Annotated in this window: 21 protein-coding genes and 1 tRNA gene; 3 read left to right on the top strand and 19 right to left on the bottom strand. The window is 71.1% G+C overall.

Features of this window, described 5'->3' with window-relative positions:
- Window positions 1–21 precede the first annotated feature (21 nt).
- A complete protein-coding gene (locus ABJI51_RS07930; RefSeq protein ID WP_348948771.1) occupies window positions 22–609 on the bottom strand; it encodes a TetR/AcrR family transcriptional regulator in 588 nt (195 codons plus the stop codon).
- A gap of 123 nt (window positions 610–732) precedes the next feature.
- Here ABJI51_RS07930 and ABJI51_RS07935 point away from each other — a divergent pair, with 123 nt between their 5' ends.
- A complete protein-coding gene (locus ABJI51_RS07935; protein ID WP_348948772.1) occupies window positions 733–1,188 on the top strand; it encodes a GreA/GreB family elongation factor in 456 nt (151 codons plus the stop codon).
- Between the two features lie 87 nt (window positions 1,189–1,275).
- On the opposite strand, the gene ABJI51_RS07940 is transcribed toward ABJI51_RS07935, so the two are convergent.
- The 4 genes from ABJI51_RS07940 to ABJI51_RS07955 all read right to left on the bottom strand — a co-directional run bounded on the left by ABJI51_RS07940 (window position 1,276) and on the right by ABJI51_RS07955 (window position 3,876).
- Entirely contained in the window at window positions 1,276–1,680 is a 405-nt protein-coding gene (locus ABJI51_RS07940) for a hypothetical protein (RefSeq protein WP_348948774.1), read from the bottom strand.
- A 115-nt stretch (window positions 1,681–1,795) separates the two neighbouring features.
- Complete coding sequence (locus ABJI51_RS07945) at window positions 1,796–2,446, bottom strand: response regulator (RefSeq protein WP_348948775.1); 651 nt, start codon at window positions 2,444–2,446, stop codon at window positions 1,796–1,798.
- The gene (locus ABJI51_RS07950; protein ID WP_348948776.1) at window positions 2,434–3,657 is read right to left on the bottom strand and encodes a sensor histidine kinase; all 1,224 of its coding nucleotides are present in this window, start codon (window positions 3,655–3,657) and stop codon (window positions 2,434–2,436) included. Before ABJI51_RS07950 ends, ABJI51_RS07945 begins: the two co-directional genes overlap by 13 nt.
- A gap of 142 nt (window positions 3,658–3,799) precedes the next feature.
- Window positions 3,800–3,876, bottom strand: a tRNA-Thr gene (locus ABJI51_RS07955).
- A 133-nt stretch (window positions 3,877–4,009) separates the two neighbouring features.
- On the opposite strand from ABJI51_RS07955, the gene ABJI51_RS07960 reads away from it, so the two are divergent.
- A complete protein-coding gene (locus ABJI51_RS07960) occupies window positions 4,010–5,674 on the top strand; it encodes a hypothetical protein (protein ID WP_348948777.1) in 1,665 nt (554 codons plus the stop codon).
- A 63-nt stretch (window positions 5,675–5,737) separates the two neighbouring features.
- On the opposite strand, the gene ABJI51_RS07965 is transcribed toward ABJI51_RS07960, so the two are convergent.
- From ABJI51_RS07965 to topA, 11 genes are all read right to left on the bottom strand, one after another.
- Window positions 5,738–6,943 (bottom strand): DNA polymerase III subunit delta', encoded by a 1,206-nt coding sequence (locus ABJI51_RS07965; RefSeq protein WP_348948779.1) that lies wholly within the window; start codon window positions 6,941–6,943, stop codon window positions 5,738–5,740.
- On the bottom strand, window positions 6,940–9,078 hold the full coding sequence (locus ABJI51_RS07970) for a bifunctional MFS transporter/dTMP kinase (RefSeq protein ID WP_348948781.1): 2,139 nt from the start codon (window positions 9,076–9,078) through the stop codon (window positions 6,940–6,942). Before ABJI51_RS07970 ends, ABJI51_RS07965 begins: the two co-directional genes overlap by 4 nt.
- 150 nt (window positions 9,079–9,228) lie before the next feature.
- A complete protein-coding gene (locus tag ABJI51_RS07975; protein ID WP_348948782.1) occupies window positions 9,229–9,804 on the bottom strand; it encodes a hypothetical protein in 576 nt (191 codons plus the stop codon).
- A gap of 583 nt (window positions 9,805–10,387) precedes the next feature.
- The gene (locus tag ABJI51_RS07980) at window positions 10,388–11,179 is read right to left on the bottom strand and encodes a hypothetical protein (RefSeq protein WP_348948783.1); all 792 of its coding nucleotides are present in this window, start codon (window positions 11,177–11,179) and stop codon (window positions 10,388–10,390) included.
- Window positions 11,172–11,354 carry a hypothetical protein gene (locus ABJI51_RS07985; protein ID WP_348948785.1) on the bottom strand — a complete coding sequence of 61 codons (183 nt, stop codon included), beginning with the start codon at window positions 11,352–11,354 and terminating at the stop codon, window positions 11,172–11,174. The genes ABJI51_RS07980 and ABJI51_RS07985 overlap by 8 nt, the downstream gene beginning before the upstream one ends.
- Window positions 11,347–11,529 (bottom strand): hypothetical protein, encoded by a 183-nt coding sequence (locus tag ABJI51_RS07990; RefSeq protein ID WP_348948787.1) that lies wholly within the window; start codon window positions 11,527–11,529, stop codon window positions 11,347–11,349. Before ABJI51_RS07990 ends, ABJI51_RS07985 begins: the two co-directional genes overlap by 8 nt.
- Complete coding sequence (locus tag ABJI51_RS07995) at window positions 11,522–11,704, bottom strand: hypothetical protein (protein ID WP_348948787.1); 183 nt, start codon at window positions 11,702–11,704, stop codon at window positions 11,522–11,524. Before ABJI51_RS07995 ends, ABJI51_RS07990 begins: the two co-directional genes overlap by 8 nt.
- Window positions 11,697–11,879: a hypothetical protein gene (locus ABJI51_RS08000; protein WP_348948789.1), complete on the bottom strand. Its 183-nt coding sequence runs from the start codon at window positions 11,877–11,879 to the stop codon at window positions 11,697–11,699. The genes ABJI51_RS07995 and ABJI51_RS08000 overlap by 8 nt, the downstream gene beginning before the upstream one ends.
- A 212-nt stretch (window positions 11,880–12,091) precedes the next feature.
- Window positions 12,092–12,883 carry an ESX secretion-associated protein EspG gene (locus ABJI51_RS08005; protein WP_348948791.1) on the bottom strand — a complete coding sequence of 264 codons (792 nt, stop codon included), beginning with the start codon at window positions 12,881–12,883 and terminating at the stop codon, window positions 12,092–12,094.
- 86 nt (window positions 12,884–12,969) lie between these two features.
- The gene (locus tag ABJI51_RS08010) at window positions 12,970–13,548 is read right to left on the bottom strand and encodes a hypothetical protein (protein ID WP_348948793.1); all 579 of its coding nucleotides are present in this window, start codon (window positions 13,546–13,548) and stop codon (window positions 12,970–12,972) included.
- Window positions 13,549–13,694: 146 nt separating this feature from the next.
- Window positions 13,695–16,571, bottom strand: coding sequence for a type I DNA topoisomerase (topA, locus tag ABJI51_RS08015; RefSeq protein ID WP_348948794.1), 2,877 nt, complete (start codon window positions 16,569–16,571; stop codon window positions 13,695–13,697).
- 296 nt (window positions 16,572–16,867) lie between these two features.
- Here topA and ABJI51_RS08020 point away from each other — a divergent pair, with 296 nt between their 5' ends.
- Window positions 16,868–17,674 carry a S1 family peptidase gene (locus tag ABJI51_RS08020; protein WP_348948795.1) on the top strand — a complete coding sequence of 269 codons (807 nt, stop codon included), beginning with the start codon at window positions 16,868–16,870 and terminating at the stop codon, window positions 17,672–17,674.
- A gap of 18 nt (window positions 17,675–17,692) precedes the next feature.
- Here ABJI51_RS08020 and ABJI51_RS08025 read toward each other — a convergent pair whose 3' ends face one another.
- From ABJI51_RS08025 to ABJI51_RS08035, 3 genes are all read right to left on the bottom strand, one after another.
- Window positions 17,693–18,337: a hypothetical protein gene (locus tag ABJI51_RS08025; RefSeq protein WP_348948796.1), complete on the bottom strand. Its 645-nt coding sequence runs from the start codon at window positions 18,335–18,337 to the stop codon at window positions 17,693–17,695.
- 51 nt (window positions 18,338–18,388) lie between these two features.
- Window positions 18,389–18,976 carry a hypothetical protein gene (locus ABJI51_RS08030; protein ID WP_348948797.1) on the bottom strand — a complete coding sequence of 196 codons (588 nt, stop codon included), beginning with the start codon at window positions 18,974–18,976 and terminating at the stop codon, window positions 18,389–18,391.
- A 168-nt stretch (window positions 18,977–19,144) separates the two neighbouring features.
- The gene (locus tag ABJI51_RS08035; RefSeq protein WP_348948799.1) at window positions 19,145–21,409 is read right to left on the bottom strand and encodes a sodium-translocating pyrophosphatase; all 2,265 of its coding nucleotides are present in this window, start codon (window positions 21,407–21,409) and stop codon (window positions 19,145–19,147) included.
- Between the last annotated feature and the right edge of the window lie 111 nt (window positions 21,410–21,520).

The raw sequence follows: 21,520 nt of genomic DNA on the forward strand, positions 1-21,520 counted from the left end.
TACGGATCTATTGGGTGGTTTCTAGCCGTAGTTGGCGAAACAGAGCGCCTCGATGTCGGCACGCAGCGTGGCGAACGGCCGCGGCCGCACCCGCTGCTGGACGACCGTGCCCAGCAGGTACGACAGCAGCGCCCTGGCCCGCGCCCGCGGGTCGTCGACGTCGAGCGGGGCGAGCAGCTCGGCGAGCAGTTCGGTGAGCGAGGTGAGCATGACGTCGATGGCCTGCGGGTGCTGTGCCCGCCCGGCGGCGATCCAGTACTCGAACCACAGGAACGCGGCGTTGGGGTTCGCGGCGAAGACCCGCAGGTACTCCTCGAGGACGGCGAAGAGCCGCTCACGGGGTTCGTCGTGCTTCGCGGCGACCTCGCGCAGGCCGGCGGCGAAGGCGGTGATGTGCGCGGCCATGGCCCGGTCGATGAGGACGTCGAGGTCGGCGAAGTAGTAGTGGATCGCGCTCTTGGTGAGCGGTCCGGCGTCGGCGATGGCCCGGACGGTGCAGCCGGCGAGCCCGTGGCGGGCGAGGACGGCGCGGGCGGCCTCGACGATCTGTTCCTGCTTGGCCAGCTGGTTGGGAGACAGCTGATCGCTGCGACCGGGGACTGCGCTCACGGTGATTCTCGTTACCTTCTTCCGGGACGGCAGCCCTGAATCCTAGGGTAGACGTCCGATGGACGGCCTTCGGGTGAAAAACCGGATTGGCCACCCCGGTCCAGGCAGCGGACAATGCCCGGCATGGTGATCTCAGGGGACAAGGGGCTCAGCCCGGCTGCGCGCAGCCAGCTGGAGAAGGAAATCGCGAACTTGCGCGCGCAGCGGGACGCCCTGGCGCCGAAGCCGGGCGAGCAGGAACGCACCGGTGACGCGGCGGACCAGGCGGACGTGATCGACCGGGCGGAGACGGCAGCCCGGCTGGACCGCCAGATCGCCGACCTGGCGGCCAAGATGGAACACGGCGGCTACGGCAACGCCCAGCTCCCGGACGGTACGGTGGTGTCACTCCGCTTCCCCGACGGAGACGAGGAGACCTTCCAGGTGGTGACGGTCCCCGGCGAGGACGCGGACGCGATCACCTCGGACAGCCCGCTGGGCCTGGCACTGGTCGGCGCGAAGGCGGGCGACGAGATCACGTACCGGACGCCCCGCGGCGACGCCAAGGCCACGGTGGTCAAGCTGACCCCGCCGAAGTAACCCGCGCCGCGCGAAGACGTCGAAAGGCCCCCCGCTCACAAGGCAGGGGGCCTTTTCGCGACCGGAAATTGACCCGGACGGGTGGAATCAGCGCCGAGCCACGGTGCGGGTCGCGAGCACCGCGCAGGCCACCGCCAGCGGCAGCTCGGCGAAAGCCGCCATCAGCACCGCCAGCCGGCAGTCCGGGCCCGGGGCGGCCGTCATGGTGTCGAACCAGGCGTCGACCAGCAGCAGGGCCGAGGTCGCGGCGGCGGTCAGGCAGGCCCGGCGGTCGTCGCGCCTCAGAAGCAGTCCAGTCGACAGCAGGCCGAGCGCCTCGAAGCCGTCCAGCCCCGTCCACGCCAAGGACCAGTGCGAGGCGACGGCGGTGGCAGGCAGCTCGGCGTGCAGGAAGACCAGCCAGGGAATCATCGCCAGCCCGAGCACGGTGAGGACCGTTGCTGCCCGGCGAAACGTCGAAGCGGCCGCGTGAACGCAGGTCGGCTGAGTCACCTGATCCCCCTCTCGTGCCCGCCCCTCGGGCACCACCTCAGCCTGTCGTCCACGCGCGCCCGAAGCAGTAGCGCTCCGATCCGAATCGATGGTGGTGGTGGGTACACCTTGCGCGTCAGGCGCCGGACGCTCCGAGGAACCGCAGCACGGCCAGGACGCGGCGGTGGTCCGCGTCGGCAACGGGCAGGTCGAGCTTGGTGAAGATGTTGTTGATGTGCTTCGCCACGGCGCTCTCGCCGACCACCAGCGCCTGCGCGATGCCGGCGTTGGAGCGTCCCTCGGCCATCAGGCCGAGGACCTCCCGTTCGCGGGGAGTCAGCCGCGCGAGCGGGTCGCTGTCGCGCCGCAGCAGCAGCTGGGCGACGACCTGCGGGTCCAGTGCCGTGCCGCCGTCCGCCACGCGCCGGACCGCCGCCACGAAGTCGGCGACGTCGGCAACCCGCTGCTTGAGCAGGTAGCCCACGCCGCTGGTGTTCGCGGACAGCAGGTCGGCCGCGTACCGCTCCTCCACGTACTGCGAAAGGAGCACCACCGGCGTCCCGGGCCAGCGACGGCGGATCTCCAGCGCCGCCCGCACTCCCTCGTCGGTGAAGCCGGGCGGCATCCGGACGTCGATCAAGGCGAGGTCCGGCCGGTGCTCGGCCACGGCCGCCAGCAGCCCCTCCGCGTCGCCGGCTTCCGCGGCGACCTGGAATCCGCCCATCTCCAGCACCCGGATCAGGCCGACCCGCAACAGCACCGAATCCTCGGCGATCACCGCACGCACGGCAGCTCCGCGGTGATGGTGGTGGGCCCGCCGGCGGGGCTGCTGACGTGGAAGGTCCCGTCGAGCGAGCCGACCCGCTTGGCCAGCCCGGTCAGTCCCGTGCCGCCGGCATCGGCACCGCCCAGCCCGTCGTCGGTGACGCGGACTCGCAGCACGTCACCGACCCGGCGGACGATCACCTCGGCCCGCAGCGCGTCGGCGTGCTTCGTGGCGTTGGTCAGCGCCTCGGAGATCACGAAGTAGGCGACCGACTCCACGTCGGGCGCCGCCCGCTCCGCCAGGTCGACCCGCAGCCGCACCGGCAGGGGCGTGCGGGCCGCCAGCCCGGACAACGCCGCGTCCAGGCCCCGGTCTTCGAGCACGGCCGGGTGCAGCCCCCGCACCAGGTCGTCGAGTTCGGCGATCGCCTCCTTCGCCTCCAGATGCGCTTTCGCGATCACCTCGCGGGCGTCGTCCGGCAGGTCCGGGCGGGTGGCCATGGCCAGCCCGAGGTTGACGGCGAGAGACACCAACCGCTGCTGGGTGCCGTCGTGCAGATCACGCTCGATCCGGCGACGTTCGGCGTCGACGGCCTCGATCAGGCCGGTCCGGCTCACGGCCAGCTGATCGACCCGCTCCTGAAGCCGCTGCGCCCGGCTGGGTCCGAGAAGGCCCAGCGCCAGCCGCGTCTCGGCCTGGGCTGCCGCCCGCGCGGTCCAGGGCAGAGCAAGCAGGAGAAGGAGTCCGGCCGCGGTGTAGACCGGCAGCTGGGTCAGGCACTCCTGGCGGATTCCGGTGGGCAGCGCCCATGACCAGGCGTAGCCGGTGACGCCCGCCAGGCCCGCCGCTGCGACCGCGAGCACCAGCAGTTCCAGCAGCGCGAGCGGCGGGCCCAGCAGGAGGTGGTAGCCGATCTTGCGCCACGGCCGCGTCGCCGCAAGCCACCGGACGGTCCCTCGTTCCGGCACGGCGGAGGCGAGCCGGGGGACGTCCATCCCGATGAGCACCCGGTACCGAACCCGCTGAACAGCCGTCAGCACCGGGGTGGCGGACAGGACCAGGACGGCCGACACGGAAACGGCGAGGAGCCAGTTCCCCGTCCTGTCGACGGTCGTGGCCGCCCAGGACCACACGGGCACCAGCGCCAGGTGCGGCAGCACCCCGGCGGCAAGAAAGCCGATGTCGCGCCGAACCCGCAGAACCGTGCGGCCCAGCCCGGCCGGAATCCTCATGGCACGACGCTAGGGCACCGCGGGAAAACGGTGCCAGGACACCTGTACCCGGTCTCATGGTGAACCTGGGTGCACCCTCGGTTGGGTCACCCACCAGACGAGTCAGGCCCCATCCGAGGTGTCTCGGATGGGGCCTGACTTGTGGAGCCGCCTGGGGGAATCGAACCCCCGACCTATTCATTACGAGTGAATCGCTCTGGCCGACTGAGCTAAGGCGGCGTGTCTCCGACTCGCGTCGACGACGGGTCCCAGTGTAGCGGACGCCGTCTGCGTCACTTTCCGGGGGGACCGTCGTTAGGGCCCTATGACGTCGGTCTCACTCCCCGGTCGACCTGTCTGGAGGCTCTGGCACATGCGGCGAAGACTGCCCCGTTCGGTGGCCCTGCCCGCGGCTGCGGCGTTGGTGCTGTTCAGCGCCGCGCCGGCGTACGGCGACCCCACCTACCCGACGACGCCGATTCCGCAGCCGGCGCATCCGGGGCAGGCGCCGATCTCCGCGCCGATCGGGCCGCAGCCGCTGGGGCAGGCCGTCGGGGATGCCGGGACCGCGCTCGGGATCATCCGGCTGCTGCCCAACGCCGTGCCGACGAACACGATCCTTCCCGGGTTCGGGCAGACGCTGCCGAAGCAGTCGGCGCTCGAAGCCGGGATGGGCCTGTCGAGCGCGTCGGCGAACTCGGATGCCTACCTGAGCTACGAGAAGGCGATCGCGCAGGCGTCGCCGTTCGGGCTGTCCATCGGCGGGAACGCGCCGCAGACACCGGGCAGCGTCGTCCAGACCGCCTTGCCCGACAACCCGCAGCCGATCAGCGGCGGGCTCAACGCGCCGCCGAATCCGCTGCTCAACATCGGTTTGCTCAACGGGAGCGCGCACGCGCGGTGGAGCCCGACGCTCGGTCCGTGCGTCGACACCATCGCCGACGCCAGTACTTCCGTCGCCAGCCTGTCGCTGCTGAACGTCGTCCCGTCGATGCCGAACCTCGGCTTGGACGCGCTGAAGCCGAAGCTGGACCCCAATTCGCTGGCCAGCGGCTTCGACCTGACCAAGGGCCTGCAGAGCCTCGGCGGCCTGCTGCAGGGCGGCGGGCAGACCGCGGCGAACGGCACCGGCTCGCTGCTGAGCCTGCCGAACACGCTGTCGTCGCGGTCGCAGGTGAAGCTGGTCGACATTCCCGGCTCGAAGAACAAGGCCGTGCAGTCGACCTCGACGCTGCAGGCCGCGGACATCGAGATCCTCAAGGGCACGCCGCTGGCGCTGAGCCTCAAGGTGGTCAGCCAGCCGACGCTCACGGTGACGTCCACCGGTGACGCCAAGACGTCCAAAGTGGACTACACCGCGCCCGTGGTGACCATCGCGGCGGGCGGGAAGACGCTGTACACGCTCGACGCCGCGCACCCGACGAAGGACATCCCGATCGGGCTGCCGCTGAAGGGGCTGAGCGACCAGTTCGGGCAGGTCGACGACATTCCCGTGGTCGGCGGGCTGGTCTCGACGCTCACCAAGGGCGTCCAGCAGGTCGGCAACACCGCGGGCACCGTGCTCGACCTCGGCGTGCTGCGGCTGAGCATCGCCGGGCTGGACCAGAAGTCCGCGAACATGACCACGCCGTTCAAGGGCTACCAGCTGGGTGCCTCGGCGCGGATGTTCGACCTGCAGCTGCTGCCGACGACCAAGCTCAAGAGCCTGCTGCCGGACGACCAGGCGAAGAACCTGCCGTCGTCGCTGGCCCAGCTGTCGCTCGGCGAGCAGATCGCGCGGGCGTACGCGCCGACCGGCGGCGTGATCTGCGGGACCGCGTCGACGCCGCCGCCCGCGGGCGGCCAGGCGCCGAAGGGGCCGGTGAAGAACCTCGCCTACACCAGCGGCGCGTACGACACCGTGCCGATGTTCTGGACCGGGACCGCGATGCTGCTGCTCGGCGTGGTCATGGTCGCGGCGATCCCGGGACGGCGGCGCCCGCTGGCCGTCGCCGTCGAGGAGAAGCCGTTCAAGCCGTCACCCCGTCCGCGTGAGTGAAGCGCCCCGGGGGCGGTGAAGGAACCCGCCGGGAGCTTGCGGCTCCCGGCGGGTTTCCCGCGTTCAGCCCTGGCGAAGTGTCGTGACCATCGCTTCGACGGCGATGCGCGGCTTGACGTTCAGGTCGATCGCCTCGCGGCACTCCAGGACCGCTTCGAGGCGGCGCAGCGTCGATTCCGGCGTCCACGCCGAGGCCGCTTCGCGGATCTGGTCGGCATGGTCGGGGTGGTTGAGCGTCGCGCCGGACCGCGTCGCCGTCACCAGGACGTCGCGGTAGAACCCGGCGAGGTCGACCAGCGCCAGGTCGAGCGTGTCGCGCTGGGTCCGGGTCGCGCGGGACTTCTGCTTCTTCTCCAGCTGCTTGACCGCGGCTTCGGCGGCCCTCTTGGCGCCCGCGACGCCCTTGCCGGTGCCGTCCCCGCCCATCGCGGTCCGCAGCTCGTTGCGCTCGTCCTCGTCGCGGGCCTTGCTCGCCTCGCCCGCGTCCGCCTCGGCGGCGCTGATCAGCTGGTCGGCGCAGGTGAAGACGTCACTCGCCCGGCGCAGGCCGAGCGGAATCCGCAGCACGGTGGCACGGCGCTGCCGCGCGGCCTCGTCGGTGGCCAGCCGGCGCGCGCGCCCGACGTGGCCGCCGCACACCGAAGCGGCCCACTGGGCACGTTCCGGGTCGACGTGGTCGCGGCGCACGAGCACGTCCGCGATCGCCTCCGGCGGCGGCGTCCGCAGCGCCACCAGACGGCAGCGCGAGCGGATCGTCACGGAGACGTCCTCGGGGTGGTCCGAGGGCGCGCAGAGCAGGAAGACCGTGCGGTCCGGCGGCTCCTCGACGGCCTTCAGCAGCGCGTTCGACGCGCCTTCGGTGAGCCGGTCGGCGTCCTCGATGATCACGATCCGCCAGTGGCCGGTGGTCGGGCGGCGCGCGGCCGCCTGGACCAGCGCCCGCATCTCGGCGACCGAGATCGACAGGCCTTCCGGCACCACCAGCCGGACGTCGGCGTGGGTGCCCGCCATCGTCGTGTGGCAGCCCGGGCAGGCGTCGCAGCCGGTGCCGGTGCTGCACTGCAGGGCCGCGGCGAACGTCCGCGCGGCCACCGAGCGACCCGACCCTGGCGGCCCGGTGAGCAGCCAGGCGTGCGTCATCGCCCCGGCCGGGGCGGGCTCGCCGGCAACGATCTTCGCGGCGGCCGACGCGGCCGCGCTCAGCGTTTCGACCGCGGCGTCCTGGCCGACCAGCTGGTTCCAGACACCGATGCGTTCGGTCGTCGTCACTTCGCCTCCACGCGAGGCTCCTCCGGGGCGCCGGCGGTTTCCACGGGCAGGGTTTCGTCGAGGTCGACGTCCAGCGGCAGCGTGACCGGCTTCTCCGTCGACGGCGCCAGGCCGGCCAGCCGTCCGACGAACACGGCGCGCAACGCGGTGCGGATGCGCTCGGCGACCTCGGCGTCGGTACCGTCGGCGTCGACCACGACGTACCGGTCCGGGTCCGCCTCGGCCATCTCGGTGAGCAGGTGCTGGACCCGCCACTGGTCGTTCATCGCGGCCGACCTGTCCCGCGGTGCCCCGTTCGGCGCGGCGTCCAGCAGGACGGTCAGGTCGGGCCGCAGCCGCCCGGTCGCCCAGTCGGCGAGGCCTTCCAGCTCGTCGCTGTCGAGCCCGGCGACAGCGGACAGGTGCGCGAGCGGCGAGTCGACAAAGCGTTCCATCACCACGATCGAACCGGCGTCGAGCGCCGGCTGGACGTGCCGCTCCACGATGTCGGCCCGCACCGCGGCGGCGGCCAGCGCCTGGGCACGCGCGCCGGTCAGCGAGGCACCGGAGACCAGCGCGGTCAGCCGCTGGTCGTCGAGCGCGGGATCGGCGGCGACGACGACCGGCCGGGTGCCGCCACGCAGCCAGTCGGCCAGGTTGACGGCCTGGATCGCGGTGTTGATCGCGGTGGTGCCCTCGACGGCGATGAGGAAGCCGTTGACCCGCCGCGGGCTGCGACGCAGCGCGTTGCGCAGGTCGGACAGGATCGGCTCGGTGCGCTTGTCGTCCATCTGCCGGTAGGCGAACAGGCCCGCGACCAGCGCGATCGCGGCGCCGCCGAGCATCACCGGGCGCGTGCCGTCGATGGTGAGCGGGTTGCCCCAGACGGTGATCGTGTGCCGTTGCACCGCGCCGACGATCAGCGGCACGGTGACCGTGGTGCCGAACAGCACCAGCTTCATCATCAGCTGGTAGATCGCGTTGATCCGGCCGCGGATGGCGTCTTCGACCCGCGAGCCGATGATCGTGACGCCGGTGAGGAACGCCGTGCCTGCCCAGATGCCGACGAAGAACACGGCGACCAGCGAGATCGACAGGTGCGGTGACAGCGCCACCACCAGCAGCGAGACCGCGGCCGCGACGATCGAGAGGCCGAACAGCCGGTCGTGCGGCAGCCGCCGGGCGAGCTTGGGCGCGAACACCATGCCGGTGGCCAGGCCGACGAAGACGGCCAGGACGAGCAGGCTGAACGCCGAGTCACCGGCCAGCAGGCTCGAGGAGTACGGCTTGGCCGAGCCGATCACGGCGCCGCCCGCGGCGAACGCGCCGAACGCGCCGACCAGCAGGCCGCGCACGAGCGGCGTGCTGCGGATGAACCGGAAGCCGTCGGCGATCATCGCGCCGACGCCGAGCTTCTCCTCGACGGCCTGCTTGACCTTCTGCTCCGGCAGCGCGTGGACGTTGCGCAGGGACAGCTCGGGAATCCGGGTGGCGATGAGGATGGCGCTGGCCAGGTAGAGCAGGCCGGTGATGACGACGACCAGCTTGGCGATGCTGAGGCTCGCGTCGTCGTTGGGGAAGAAGTGGAAGGTCGTGTTGACGCCGGTGAGGATGGCGTTCGCACCGGCCGCGGTGACGACGGCGAGGCCGTAGGTCATCACCATGCCGAGCTGGTTGGCCGTCTCGACCTGGTCGGGGCGGCGGAGCAGGTTGGGGACCGCGGCCTCTTTCGAGGGGATCCACATGCTCGCGGCGCTGCCGACGAGGAAGTTGCCGACGAGCAGCCACCACGGCGCGCTGACGATCGCGATGGACAGCAGGAAGCCGCACCGCAGCAGGTCGGCGACGACCATCACCTTCCGGCGGTCGAACCGGTCGGCGAGCAGCCCGCCGACGGGCGCGAACAGCAGGCCCGGCGCGAGGCCGGTCAGGACGACGCCGACGAAGGCGAAGTTCTGCGCGAAGTAGTTGTCGGTGAGCTTCGTGGCCAGGCCGGTGAGGGCGAGGATGTTCAGCCAGTCGGCGACGCTGCACAGGTAGGTGACGCCCCAGAGCCGCCGGAACGGTTTGATCGCCAGCACCCGCCGGACCCGGTTGATCGTGGACGCCTCGGCGCCCGACGACGTACCCGGGCCGGTCCCGGGTACCGAACGCACGCCCTCGCTGATACGCCCACCCCACTAGTCACCGCGGTGCCGGGACGCCCTCGTGGGAGAGCCCGACCGTCAAGCCAGGGTAGCCCGATCGGCCCCTGGCGCGCGGCACGGCCCCGTGCTGCGGGGTGGGCGCCGAACAGCGGAGGGACGCTAGTCGAACAGTCCGGTGACGCTGCTGACCAGGCTCGACACCATCTCGATGGCCACAAAACCGAACACGACGAGCAGTGCCACGGCCAGCATGACCCCGGCCATGCTCGACGACGGCCGGTTGAAGGCAGGCATCGAGACTGACGGAAGCTTCGGCAGCCGCCGCCGTTTGACGGGCACGACATCGAGGTCGTCGACATCGTCCGCCAGTTCCTGTCGCACGGGCCGCAGCGGCCAGGTGCGCTGCCGGTTGCGCTGCCGAGGAAGAAGCCCGAGCGGCGGCGCCTCACCGGTGGTACCGGCGGGCGGAATCGCTTCGGGGGTCTTGGCCTCCTCCTCCCGGAGGGTTTCCTCGACCATCCGCCGCACGACTTCGGGATCGGGCTGCACGGGCCCAGCCACCGGAATCGCCGGCGGCTCCTGGCCGACGGGAATCGCGGTGCGTGGCTCGGGTGCCGCGGTGACCAGCCCGGAGACCGGGTCCGCGAACATCTCGCCTGGTGCTTCGGACAGAGTGCCGTCGCGCTGCGTGAGCTCGGAGGCATTGAAGAAGGGAGCCTCACCGTTCGCGCTCATGGTGACCACCTCACTACTGAATGTCCTCGCCTTTCCAGGGTAGCGACGATGGCGGATAACGCATCCGCCCAATGGCTCTGTCTCCAGTGGAGGGTCGGTCACGCAGCGCGAGCCCGTGCCCGAACCCCCTGCAGTGTCCAGTCTGCCGGTGGCCCGGTCGACCGCCGATGGTGACGGATCGTAGTGAGTCCGGTCACAGTGGCGGTGGGTGGGTTATGGCCAGCGCCTGGCCTGGGGGTGGCCAGTTTGGCGGGTGATGCTCGGGGTGTGGATGGGGCTGGGTGGAGGGTCTGGCTGCGTGTCGGTCTTGTGGGGGCTGACCGCAGGGCAGGTGGGCCGTGGGCGACCGACGGTGCGGTGTCGCCGCTTGCGGACAGGCGTCTGCGGCGGTGCAGCGGCGGCCGCGGATAGGCGTGCTGCCGGGCGGGGCGGCGCCCGCTGGCTGGGCTGCCGGTGGGTCGCCCCAGCGACTGACCGCCGCAGGGGCGCCTCACCGGACCCGCCGCACCAGCGACCGGCCCCCTGGGCAGACGCCCTGGCGGTTGATGCCGGGGCGGCAGCCTTGCGGGTCAGGTCTTCGGTGTCAGGGCGTCTCCTCCTGTCCCAGGTCGATCATCTTCCGGCACCAGTCGCGGAGCATGCCGCGGCTGAAGGGGCTCAGGACCAGCTGGCGGTGCCCGTTGCCGCGGTCGAGGGAGGCCAGCGCGAAGCGGCCCAGGTCCGTGTCGACCAGGACGAAGCCGTGGTCGGGGAACTCCGCGCACAGGCCGCCGAAGGCCAGCATGTCCAGGACCGCCGTTCCCGAACGGGGGCGGGCCAGCAGCTCGCGCATGGCTCCCACGTCGTCTTCCTGGCCGTCGCGGACGAGGCCGTCGTCGTCGACCGACAGCCAGATCGCCCGGGGCGAGGCGCCGAACGGGACCTCCGGCAGCTCGGCCACCAGCATCTCCGGCAGCTGTTCGAAGTCGGCGAGGTGGATCGCCGTGCGGCCGGGCAAGGAGCCCATCATGAACGCCCGCTCGCCGTCCGCGTAGCAGCGGATGTCCGCCGTGCGCGGGCCCTCGTCGAAGACGCCGCACAGTGCCGCCCGGACCGAGCCGCGCAGCATCAGCGACACCACCTCGAAGCCGATCTCGTTGAGCTCGCCTTCCTCGCCGAACGGCGTGCCCTCGATCCAGGCCGCCCACGCCATATGCCGCTCGACCTCGGCGACCAGGTCCGCCGGGTCGTCCGAGACCGGGCCGTGGACCAGGATGTCGTGGTCGCTGAGGTCCGGGTTGTACAGCCGGTCGACCGGCTCGCGGTCCGGCATCGCCGCCAGCACCGGGCCCGCCGCCAGCTCCAGCAACTCCCGGGCTGCCGTCCGCTCAGCCATCGCCTTGCACCTCCCCCGCTGTTCCGCTCCGGCCGGATGCCGAGCCGACATAGCCGACCGGCCCACGATCCGGCGCCCGCACCGAACCCTCCACCAAGCCGACCCGCTCGACCAGCACACGGCCCGGCATCACCGCCAGCACCCGCAACTCCCGCGCCGCTACCCACTCAGCCATCGCCCTGCACCTCCCCCACCGTTCCGCTCCGGCCAGACGCCGAGCCGACATGGCCGACCAGCCCACGATCCGGCGCCCGCACCGAACCCTCCACCAAGCCAACCCGCTCGACCAGCACACGGCCCGGCACCGCCGCCAACTCCAGCAACTCCCGCGCCGCTACCCACTCAGCCATCGCCCTGCACCTCCCCCACCGTTCCGCTCCGGCCAGACGCCGAGCCGACATGGCCGACCAGCCCACGATCCGGCGCCCGCACCGAACCCTCCACCAAGCCAACCCGCTCGACCAGCACACGGCCCGGCACCGCCGCCAACTCCAGCAACTCCCGCGCCGCTACCCACTCAGCCATCGCCCTGCACCTCCCCCACCGTTCCGCTCCGGCCAGACGCCGAGCCGACATGGCCGACCAGCCCACGATCCGGCGCCCGCACCGAACCCTCCACCAAGCCCACCCGCTCAACCAGCACGCAGCCCGGCACCGCCGCCAGCACCAACAACTCCCGCGCCGCTACCCGCTCAGCCATCGCCTTGTACCTCCCCCGCTGTTCCGCTCCGGCCCGACGCCGGGCTGACGTGGTCGGCCCGGCAGACCGGCTCGGCTTGACTGCCATCGGTTGCCCGCTGTGCGGGCACTCCGCTGTTCGACTCCGCTGCCTCGAGGATTGCTTCGCCCACCGTCAGGGCCATCGGTGCCGGTTCGGCCTCTTGGTCCTGGACCTGCCCGTGGCTTTCGCGCTCAGGCATGGCTCTGCACCGCCTCGACGATCCACTGCTCCGCCGTCCTTCGGGAGGCTGGGCCCCACGTCACCGTCCAGCGGCCCGTGCGGGCCACCGCCGCGCTGAACTGGTAGCGGCCCAGGTCGTTGTCCAGGAGGCCGAATGCTCCGTGCGGGTACTCCGCCAGGATTGCGTCGCGCACCGCCAGGTCCACCAGCACCGTGCCCAGCCGGGGGCGGGCCGCGCACTCGCGGATCTGCTCGACCGCCCACTCACAGCCGCTCGGGATGAGGCCGCGTTCGTCGGTCTCGATGCGCAGGTGGGTTCCCGGGCCCGGCGGGCGGTCGGGGAGGCCGTCGAACACCCAGCCCGGCAGCTCGCTGAGGAAGCCCGACCGCAGCCGTGCGCGGTTGCCCAGCTTGTGCAGCACCGTGGTGTAGTCCTCGTCGCCGAAGAACCGGACCTCCCACGGCTCGTCACGGGCCGGGAAGACCCCGGTCACCACGCCGCGGATGAACCCGCCGCGCAGTGCCCGGTACAGGCCGACGGCCTCGGCCGTGACCTCGCCGCCGGGCGCGAGGCCGATCGCGGCCATGCCGGCGACGAACCGGGTGTACTGCTCGACCTCGTCCGCCAGGGTCGACGGCGGGGACGACCGGCGGCCCGGCAGCGGCGAGGTGTCCGCCAGCACCGGCGGGATCTCGAACTCCGGGTCGTAGAACTCCATCACCGAGGGCCGCTCCGGCACCTCGGCGGACAGCGGGGCGATGACCTCGTCGATGACGTCGAAGACGGCGACTGAGTTGCTCACCCCTTGATTGAACACCCTGGCACCGACAATTTCTCGCACATGTGTTCGAGTGAGTGACATCGGTCGGCAAGCGGTCGGCGAACGCCTCAGACATGCTCCGGCACCCGCCCTTCGACGAAGTCCGCGAGCCGCTCCACACTGCCCGGCAGCCACCAGAACCGGCGCCCGCCGCCCCGGCGCCTGCCCAGTGCCGCCAGGTGACGGCCGCGCTCGTCGTCGACGAACGCCAGCATCTCCCACGGCCGCCGCTCGCCGTCGCGGGCGAAGTCGATCTGGACCGTGCCGAGCCGGGGTCTTCGCAGGTCCTCCATCAGATAGAGGAGGAGGCACTCCTGTTCGGGCTCGAACACCCCGCGTTCGTCGGCGTCGAGGTACATCCCCTCGCCGGGCACCGGCGGGAGCGGAGCAAGGCGTGGAAGCGCCGACCGGAGCAGCTCCACGACGGAGCCCGGGGACTCGCCGGACAGGCGCACGCCGTCCCCGGCGATGCCGAACCGCGTCCGGTCGTCGAAGAACGCCGACGTCCACGGCTCGTCGCCCATCGCGACGGCGACGCCGCAGACGCCGCCGCTGCCGAGGAAGCCGGGCAGCGACTCCATCAGGTCCATGGCGGTGGAACTGCCGGCGGCCGCCGCCCGGACCGGCTTCAGGATCTTGGTGGTCACCGTGTGCACGGTGCGTGGTGTTGTGGTCACGCGTTCATGAAACCCGGGACCACCGACAATTTCCCGAACATCCGTTCGAGGTGTCACCCGAAGGTGTTACGCCGAAGGCCTCCCCGCCGACGGACGGGGAGGCCTTCGAGCAGGACTTACTTCGCCTTCGTCGCCGTGGAGCTGGAGCGCTTGGCCGTTGTGGCCTTGGCTGCCGTGGCCTTCTTGCTCGTGCCCGCCTTGACGGTCTTCGCCGTCGTCGAAGCCGGCTTGCGCGCCGGGGCCTTGCGCTTCGGCGCCGGGCCCTTCGCCCGCTTCTCGGCCAGCAGTTCCGCTGCCCGTTCCGCGGTCAGCGTCTCGATGTCGTCGCCCTTCCGCAGGGTCGCGTTGTACTCGCCGTCGGTCACGTACGGGCCGAACCGGCCGTCCTTGACCACCATCGGCTTGCCCGACACCGGGTCGTCGCCGAGTTCCTTGAGCGGCGGCTTCGCCGTCGCGGACCGGCCGCGCTGCTTCGGCTCCGAGTAGATCTTCAGCGCCTCTTCGAGGGTGATCGAGAACAGCTGGTCCTCGGTCGAGAGCGACCGCGAGTCCGTGCCCTTCTTCAGGTACGGCCCGTAGCGCCCGTTCTGCGCCGTGATCTCGTCGCCGGACTCCGGGTCCTTGCCGACCACGCGCGGCAGCGAAAGCAGCTTCAGCGCGTCGTCCAGCGTGATCGTCTCGATGTCCATCGACTTGAACAGCGAGCCCGTACGCGGCTTCGGCGCCTTCGCCTTCAACGCCTTCTTCTGCGCGGCCGTGGCGTCCTCGGGGATCTCGATCTCCGGCAGCACCTCGGTGACGTACGGCCCGAAACGGCCTTCCTTCGCGACGATCTCGTGTCCGCTCACCGGGTCGGTGCCCAGCACGCGGCCCTCCTGCGGGGTCGCGAACAGCTTCTCCGCGATCTCCTGCGTCAGCTCGTCCGGCGGCAGGTCCTCGGGCAGGTTCGCGCGCTGCGAGTTCCCGTCGACCTCGCGCTCCAGGTACGGCCCGTAGCGCCCGACGCGGACGACGACGGTGTGCCCGTTCTCGTCGCTGAACAGCGGGATCGAGTTGATCTCGCGCGCGTCGATGTCCTCGACGCTGCCCTCGACCAGCTTCTTCAGCCCGCCCAGGCGGCCGATCGAGCCGTCGACGCCCATGTCGCCGCCGAAGTAGAACTTCGACAGCCACTGCGCACGCTGCTCGTCACCGGCCGCGATGCGGTCGAGCTCGTCCTCCATGCCGGCGGTGAAGTCGTAGTCGACCAGCCGCTCGAAGTGCCGTTCCATCAGGCCGATCACGGCGAACGCGACCCACGACGGAACCAGCGCGGAGCCCTTCTTCCAGACGTAGCCGCGGTCCTGGATGGTCTTGATGATCGACGCGTACGTCGACGGGCGGCCGATGCCCAGCTCTTCCAGCTTGCTGACCAGGCTCGGCTCGGAGTACCGGGCAGGCGGCGACGTGGTGTGGCCGTCCGGGTTCAGCTCGGACGCGGTCAGCGCCTGGTCCTTCTCCAGCACCGGCAGGCGGCTCTGCTTGTCGTCGGCCTCGCCACCGGTCTCGGTGTCGACCGCTTCGACGTACGCTTTCAGGAAGCCCGCGAAGGTGATCGTGCGGCCCGAAGCGGCGAAGGTGCACTCCTCGCCCGAAGTCGCGTTGCCGACGATGCGCACGGACATCGTGGTGCCCTTGGCGTCCGCCATCTGCGACGCGATCGTGCGCTGCCAGATCATCTCGTAGAGCCGGAACTCGTCGGTGTCCAGCTCGCCCGCGACCTGGCCGGGCGTGCGGAAGACCTCGCCCGACGGCCGGATCGCCTCGTGGGCCTCCTGCGCGTTCTTGACCTTGCGCGTGTACTGGCGCGGCGTCGGCGAGACGTACTCCTTGCCGTACAGCTGCGTGGCCTGGCTGCGCGCGGCCGCGATCGCCGACTCCGACAGCGTCGTGGAGTCGGTACGCATATAGGTGATGTAGCCGTTCTCGTACAGCTTCTGCGCGATCCGCATGGTGCGCTCGGAGGTGAACCGCATCTTGCGGCCCGCCTCCTGCTGCAGCGTCGAGGTCATGAACGGCGCGTACGGCTTGCGCGTGTACGGCTTCTCCTCGACGCTCGCGACCTTGAAGTCACGCTGCTTCAGCGCCTCGGCCAGCCGCCGCGCGTCGGCCTCGGCCAGCACGCGGACCTCGGTGTTCGACGCCTTGAGCTGCCCGTCCGAGCCGAAGTCGCGGCCGGTGGCCAGGCGCGCGCCGTCGACGGCGACCAGGCGCGCGGGGAAGTTCCGCGGCGAAGCCTCTTCCCCGGCGTCCATCGTCGCCGAGATGTCCCAGTACGAGGCCGATTTGAAGCGCATCCGCTCGCGCTCGCGCTCGACGACGATCCGGGTCGCCACCGACTGCACACGGCCGGCCGACAGCTTCGGCATGACCTTCTTCCACAGCACCGGCGAGACCTCGTAGCCGTAGAGGCGGTCGAGGATGCGGCGGGTTTCCTGGGCGTCGACGAGGTCGGCGTCGAGCTCGCGGGTCGAGTCGGCGGCCGCGCGGATGGCCTGCTCGGTGACCTCGTGGAAGACCATCCGGCGGACCGGGATCTTCGGCTTCAGCGTTTCGAGCAGGTGCCACGCGATGGCTTCGCCCTCGCGGTCGGGGTCCGTGGCGAGGTAGAGCTCGTCGACGTCCTTCAGCAGGCCCTTCAGCTCGGTGACCTTGGACTTCTTGTCCGGGGTGACCACGTAGAGGGCCTTGAAGCCGTTGTCGACGTCGACGCCGAGGCGGGCCCAGGCCTCGCCCTTGTACTGGGCGGGCACGTCGGCAGCGCCGCGCGGCAGGTCGCGGATGTGCCCGACGGAGGACTCGACGACGTATCCGCCGCCCAGGTAGGGGGCGATCTTCCGGGCCTTCGTCGGGGACTCGACGATCACCAGCCGCCGGTGCCCGGCGCCGTTGTCCGCCGCGGCTCCGTTCTTCTTGGTCCGTGCTCCTGCCACGCTGTCCTGCTCTCCGCTCATCTCGTCCCGCCGCCGCGGGACTGCACCACGTCCCCGCGAGGGGCCGTGTCTCGACCTGCCAGTGTGCACGCTCTCCCGGCCCGCACGGCGCGGAGGTCGCCCAACACGCCGCCGGTCCTGTGTCCAGCGCATCGCCGCTGACCTCGACGATGTTTCCTCAAGTTACCGGCCACGTGATTTCGGACACGTCCAGCGCAGCCTAGCGCGTGACCGTCCGGATACCCTCCGTTCGACGGTGGTGGGCGCGGGGACGTCACCGCTTCACTGGTTTCCCCGTCCAGCCGAAAGGAACCGCCATGACCCGACGCCTCCTCGGCGCCCTGCTCACCGCCGCGACCGCCACAGTATTACTGGGGACCACTCCGGCGAGCGCGGCCGCGGCGAACTTCGCCGGCACGGTGGCCCTCTCCAACTGCTCCGGCTCGGTGGTCAAGCCGGCCGCCACGCCCGACACCGCACCCGCGCTCGTCATGTCCAACGGCCACTGCCTCGAGACCGGCTTCCCCGCGCCGGGCCAGGTGATCACCAACCGGTCGTCCAGCCGGACGTTCACGCTGCTCAACGCGAGCGGCAGCAACGCGGGCACGCTGCGGGCCCGGAAGATCGTCTACGGGACGATGACCGACACCGACGTGTCGCTCTACCAGCTCACCACCACCTACGCGCAGATCAAGGCCAGCTACGGGATCTCGCCGCTGGAGCTGTCGAACGTGCACCCGACGGCAGGCGCGGCGATCGACGTCGTCTCCGGCTACTGGAAGCGCATCTACTCCTGCAACATCGACGGGTTCGTCTACCGGCTGAAGGAGGGCAGCTGGACCTGGAAGGACTCGATCCGGTACACCTCCGCCTGCCAGACCATCGGCGGGACGTCCGGTTCGCCGATCATCTCCGGCGGCAAGGTCGTCGGCGTGAACAACACCGGCAACGAGGACGGCGAGCGCTGCACGGACAACAACCCGTGCGAGGTCGACCAGGCCGGCAACGTCACCGTGCACTACAAGACGAACTACGGCCAGGAGACCTACGGCATTCCCGCCTGCCTGACCCCGGCCAACGAAATCGCGCTCACCCAGGCCGGCTGCACGCTGCCCCGGCCCTGACGCGGCACCCGCACCCGGTCAGGCCGTGCTCGTCGCGGCCTCCGGGTGCGGTTGCGGTTCCGCGCCCGGCCACGCCGCTTCGGCGCCGGGCGGCGGCTCCCCGATGAGTTCCAGCAGCGCCTCCAACCGGCGTTTCCCGGTGACCTTGACGGCCGGGACCTCGGCTTTCGGGCCGGTCAGCTTCGCCTGGACACCCAGCGGTGTCAGCGCTTCGACCAGCCGTTCGTGCATGCCGGGCGCGAGCGGGTCGACGCCAAGCAGGTAACCCTGCGTACCGGGACGGCCGCCGGCCAGCGCCCACATCCGCAGCATCGCGCCGCTCAGGCGGAAGCCCTCCGGCACCGCCTTGCCCGAGTCGTCCTCCGCCGGACCCGAACAGCCTTCCCGCAGCCACCGCAGCGCCAGCGGCAGCAGGTCGACGCGGAACGACGTGCGCACCTGGGGACGGCCGCAGTCGGCCTTCGACACCTGGGCGTCGGCGCCCCGGCAGCGGAATTCGCGTGCCAGGACGTGCGCCCGCCACGGCTCCTCGACGACCACCGACAGCCGGGCGGCGGTGCGCCCGAAACCGGTGATCTGGCCGTGGCAGCACAGCAGGCCGGCCAGGTCGCCCAGACCCGGCCCGCTGGCCTCGGCGGAGAAGAGCGAGATCGTCCGATCCACCGCGCCATACTAGAACACAAGTTCGATTCGCGGCAGGTCTCGCGGAGATCTTCAGCCAGGAGACTGATCGAGCTGACGGCAGGCGGGCGCCCGCTGCTCGGCCGCGGCCAGCGCGGGCACGTCCTTGAGGCCCTTGAGGTAGTCGACCGCGTCGAGCCGGTCGAGCGTGGCCTTCGCGTCGCCGAGGGCGTCCTTCGTCGCCGACGCGTCGCCGCGGACGGCGTCGATGCGCTCCCGCGCGTTCTGCGCCTGGCTGCGGATTTCGGTGAACTGACCGATGACGTCCTTGCGGCCGGCGTCGGCGGACGGGACCGGCGGCGCGCCGAGCGCGGTCAGCCCGGCCAGGCTCTGGTCGAGGCCGTCGACCACCGAGGAAAGCAGGTCACTGGAGGTCCGGGACGCCTGCTGCGGCGTGCTCGGGTCGACGACCGGGAGCGCCGCGAGCGCGCGCACCAGGTGCGTCACCGCGCCGCAGTAGCCGTCCGCCCACCTCGCCGCGGGATCGGCCTGGGGAACCACGGTCGTCACCGACAGGCCCTCGTCCCGCGCCGGGGACTGCGCCGCGGGCTGGCCGCACCCGGCGAGGCCGATGGCGATCGTCGTGGTCAGCGCGGCGAAGACGGTCGACCGCTGCCGCACCCGCATACCTCCTGCCCGACGACGTCCCGGCAGCCCCGACGGTACCGATTCGGTGCTGCTTCGCAAGTCGCCTGGCCTTTCTGGGATGGCCTCGCCGTCCACCGGCAAGGCCCAGGCCCGGCACGCGTCGCCGCGTACCGGGCCCGGGGTGCTGCCTGGAGCCGGGACTCAGGCCTTGATCTCGGCCGGGGTGTCGGAAATGACGGTCCCCCGCCGCTTCGACACCACGATCGCCGCCACGATCACCGCGACCGCGACCAGCGAGATGATGATGCGGACGGCCGTGTTCTGGCTGTCCCCGACCGTCAGCTGGACGACGGCGGGCGCGATCAGCACGGAGACCAGGTTCATCACCTTGATCAGCGGGTTGATCGCCGGGCCCGCGGTGTCCTTGAACGGGTCGCCGACGGTGTCGCCGATGACGGTCGCGGAGTGGGCGTCGGAGCCCTTGCCGCCGTGGTTGCCGTCCTCGACCAGCTTCTTCGCGTTGTCCCACGCGCCACCGGAGTTGGCGAGGAAGATCGCCATCAGGGTGCCGCAGGCGATCGCGCCGGCGAGGTAGCCCGCGAGCGCGCCGGTGCCCAGGCCGAAACCGACCGCGATCGGCGCGAAGACCGCCAGCAGACCCGGCGTCGCCAGCTCACGCAGCGAGTCACGCGTGACGATGTCGACGACCTTGCCGTACTCGGGACGGGTCGTGCCCTCCATGATCCCCGGGATGTCGCGGAACTGGCGGCGCACCTCGTACACCACCGCGCCGGCGGCACGGGAAACCGCGTTCACCGCGAGACCGGCGAAGAGGAACACCACGGCCGCGCCGACGACCACGCCGACCAGCGTGGCGGGGCTGACGATGTTGGCGATGAACTCGCCGGTGCCGCCGACGGCCTTGCGGATCGCGTCCGAGTAGGAGCCGAACAGCGCCGTCGCCGCGAGGACCGCCGTGGCGATCGCGATGCCCTTGGTGATCGCCTTGGTGGTGTTGCCGACCGCGTCGAGCTCGGTGAGGATCTGCGCGGCCTTCTCGTCGACGTCACCGGACATCTCGGCGATGCCCTGCGCGTTGTCCGAAACCGGGCCGAAGGTGTCCATCGCGACGATGACGCCGACGGTGGTCAGCAGGCCGGTGCCGGCCAGCGCCACGGCGAACAGCGCGACGCCGCCGCCCAGCAGGTAGGCACCGAACACCGCGGCGCCGATCACGAGAGCCGTGTACACCGCGGACTCGAAACCGACCGAGATGCCGGACAGGATGACCGTCGCCGGGCCCGTCTCCGACGTCTTGCCGACGTCCTTGACCGGCTTGTACTCGGTGCCGGTGTAGTACCCGGTCAGCTTCAGGATGACCGCCGCGAGCACGATGCCGATGATCACCGCGACGGTCGCGATGACCGCCGGGTTGCCGGTGTTGCCCGCGAAGTCGCCACCGAAGTCGGCGAAGCTGCTCGGCAGGTACACGAACGCCGCGATCGCCGACAGCACCGCGGAAATCACCGCGGAGATGTAGAAGGAGCGGTTGATCGTGACCAGGCCGCCCTCGTTCGCGCGGGCCTTGGTGATGTAGACGCCGATGACCGCGGTGATCACGCCGATGGCCGGCACGATCAGCGGGAAGAGCAGGCCGTGCACGCCGAAGGCGGTGCTGCCCAGGATCAGCGCGGCGACCAGCATGACGGCGTAGGACTCGAACAGGTCCGCGGCCATGCCGGCGCAGTCGCCGACGTTGTCACCGACGTTGTCGGCGATGGTCGCGGCGTTGCGCGGGTCGTCCTCCGGGATGCCCTGCTCGACCTTGCCGACCAGGTCCGCGCCGACGTCCGCGGCCTTGGTGAAGATGCCGCCGCCGACACGCATGAACATCGCGATCAGCGCGGCGCCGAAGCCGAAGCCCTCCAGCACCTTGGGCGCCTGGCCGGTGTAGGCCAGCACGACGACCGCGGCACCGAAGAGGCCGAGGCCGACGGTGATCATGCCGACCACGCCACCGGTGCGGAACGCGACGCGCATCGCCTTCTCGCGGCCGCCCTCCTCCCGCGACGCGGCCGCGACGCGCAGGTTCGCCTGCGTCGCCAGCCACATGCCGAGGTAGCCGATCGCGAACGAGAAACCCGCACCGACCAGGAAGAAGATCGAGCGGCCGATCTTCTCGTTCCAGTCGTCCGCGGGAAGGATGAAGAGCAGGAGGAACACGATCACGCCGAAGATGGCGAGGGTGTTCCGCTGCCGCTTGAGGTACGCGGCCGCACCTTCCTGCACCGCCTTGGCGATGTCCTGCATCTTGGCGGTGCCCTGGCCTGCGGCCAGCACCTCCTTGAGCAGGACGTAGCCGATGACGAGTGCGGCAAGCGCGACCACGGCGACTACACCGACAATCGTGTAGTCACCTCCGGAGAACGGAAGCTTTCCGCCCTCCGCGAGGAACTGCCGTGACATTCGTCCTCCAGGAGACGTCGCCGTGCGCCAGCGTCGACACCAAGCCGAGGGTTCGACACGGCCGGCGCTGGCATGGACCCTGTACCGAGCGACACGCTAGCCGGGCAGCAA

Origin of the sequence: Amycolatopsis melonis, assembly GCF_040064235.1 — a bacterium.
Lineage (GTDB): Bacteria > Actinomycetota > Actinomycetes > Mycobacteriales > Pseudonocardiaceae > Amycolatopsis > Amycolatopsis melonis.

What these genes read in the sequence shown, in the direction of transcription:
- ABJI51_RS07935 (WP_348948772.1), top strand. Translation starts at nt 733, where the DNA reads ATGGTGATCTCAGGGGACAAGGGGCTCAGCCCGGCTGCGCGCAGCCAG.
- ABJI51_RS07950 (WP_348948776.1), bottom strand. Translation starts at nt 3,657, where the DNA reads ATGAGGATTCCGGCCGGGCTGGGCCGCACGGTTCTGCGGGTTCGGCGC.
- ABJI51_RS07960 (WP_348948777.1), top strand. Translation starts at nt 4,010, where the DNA reads ATGCGGCGAAGACTGCCCCGTTCGGTGGCCCTGCCCGCGGCTGCGGCG.
- ABJI51_RS07975 (WP_348948782.1), bottom strand. Translation starts at nt 9,804, where the DNA reads ATGAGCGCGAACGGTGAGGCTCCCTTCTTCAATGCCTCCGAGCTCACG.
- ABJI51_RS07980 (WP_348948783.1), bottom strand. Translation starts at nt 11,179, where the DNA reads ATGGCTGAGCGGACGGCAGCCCGGGAGTTGCTGGAGCTGGCGGCGGGC.
- ABJI51_RS07985 (WP_348948785.1), bottom strand. Translation starts at nt 11,354, where the DNA reads ATGGCTGAGTGGGTAGCGGCGCGGGAGTTGCGGGTGCTGGCGGTGATG.
- ABJI51_RS07990 (WP_348948787.1), bottom strand. Translation starts at nt 11,529, where the DNA reads ATGGCTGAGTGGGTAGCGGCGCGGGAGTTGCTGGAGTTGGCGGCGGTG.
- ABJI51_RS07995 (WP_348948787.1), bottom strand. Translation starts at nt 11,704, where the DNA reads ATGGCTGAGTGGGTAGCGGCGCGGGAGTTGCTGGAGTTGGCGGCGGTG.
- ABJI51_RS08000 (WP_348948789.1), bottom strand. Translation starts at nt 11,879, where the DNA reads ATGGCTGAGCGGGTAGCGGCGCGGGAGTTGTTGGTGCTGGCGGCGGTG.
- topA (WP_348948794.1), bottom strand. Translation starts at nt 16,571, where the DNA reads ATGAGCGGAGAGCAGGACAGCGTGGCAGGAGCACGGACCAAGAAGAAC.
- ABJI51_RS08020 (WP_348948795.1), top strand. Translation starts at nt 16,868, where the DNA reads ATGACCCGACGCCTCCTCGGCGCCCTGCTCACCGCCGCGACCGCCACA.
- ABJI51_RS08035 (WP_348948799.1), bottom strand. Translation starts at nt 21,409, where the DNA reads ATGTCACGGCAGTTCCTCGCGGAGGGCGGAAAGCTTCCGTTCTCCGGA.